At 43.9% G+C, this 651-nt stretch carries 1 protein-coding gene; it reads right to left on the reverse strand.

Annotated features, from left to right (window positions below; genetic code table 11):
* The coding region (locus HMPREF3031_RS11625; protein WP_180364348.1) for an SdrD B-like domain-containing protein at positions 1 to 651 on the reverse strand (651 nt) is incomplete at both ends.

The following is a 651-nucleotide window of genomic DNA, read 5'->3' on the forward strand; positions in this document are numbered from 1 at the left end:
CTTGTACTGGTTTGTAGAAACCGCTGTCGATTGTGTAGTTATCCGCGTTATTGATTGTTACTGTTGTTGATGCGCCGTCTGAATCCAATGCATCATCGCCTACGTTGACTAATGTTGCTTCATAACCTTCCGGTGCTGTGAAATCAACTGTGTAGTCGCCGTTTTCTAGGCCAGTGAATTCATATTTACCGTTCGCATCTGTAACTGCTGTTTCAGTTGTACCGTCTGGTTTAGTCAACGTTACTGTTACACCTTCGATACCTACTTCATTCGAGTTTTGGATGCCGTCTTTATTGCTGTCTTCCCATACATAGTCACCTAAGTTGTATGTTGCTGGTACTGGCGTTGGTTCTTCAACCGCTGGTTTGAAGAATCCGCTGTCGATTGTGTAGTTATCCGCGTTATTGATTGTCACTGTTGTTGACGCGCCGTCTGAATCCAATGCATCGTCACCTACATTGACTAATGTTGCTTCATAACCTTCCGGTGCTGTGAAATCAACTGTGTAGTCGCCGTTTTCTAAACCTGTGAACACATATTTACCGTTCGCATCTGTAACTGTCGTTACTGTTGATCCGTCTGGTTTTGTCAATGTTACTGTTACGCCTTCGATACCCACTTCATTCGAGTTTTGGATGCCGTCTTTATTGC

It is taken from the genome of Staphylococcus sp. HMSC072B07, from assembly GCF_001815505.1.
GTDB classification, from domain to species: domain Bacteria; phylum Bacillota; class Bacilli; order Staphylococcales; family Staphylococcaceae; genus Staphylococcus; species Staphylococcus simulans.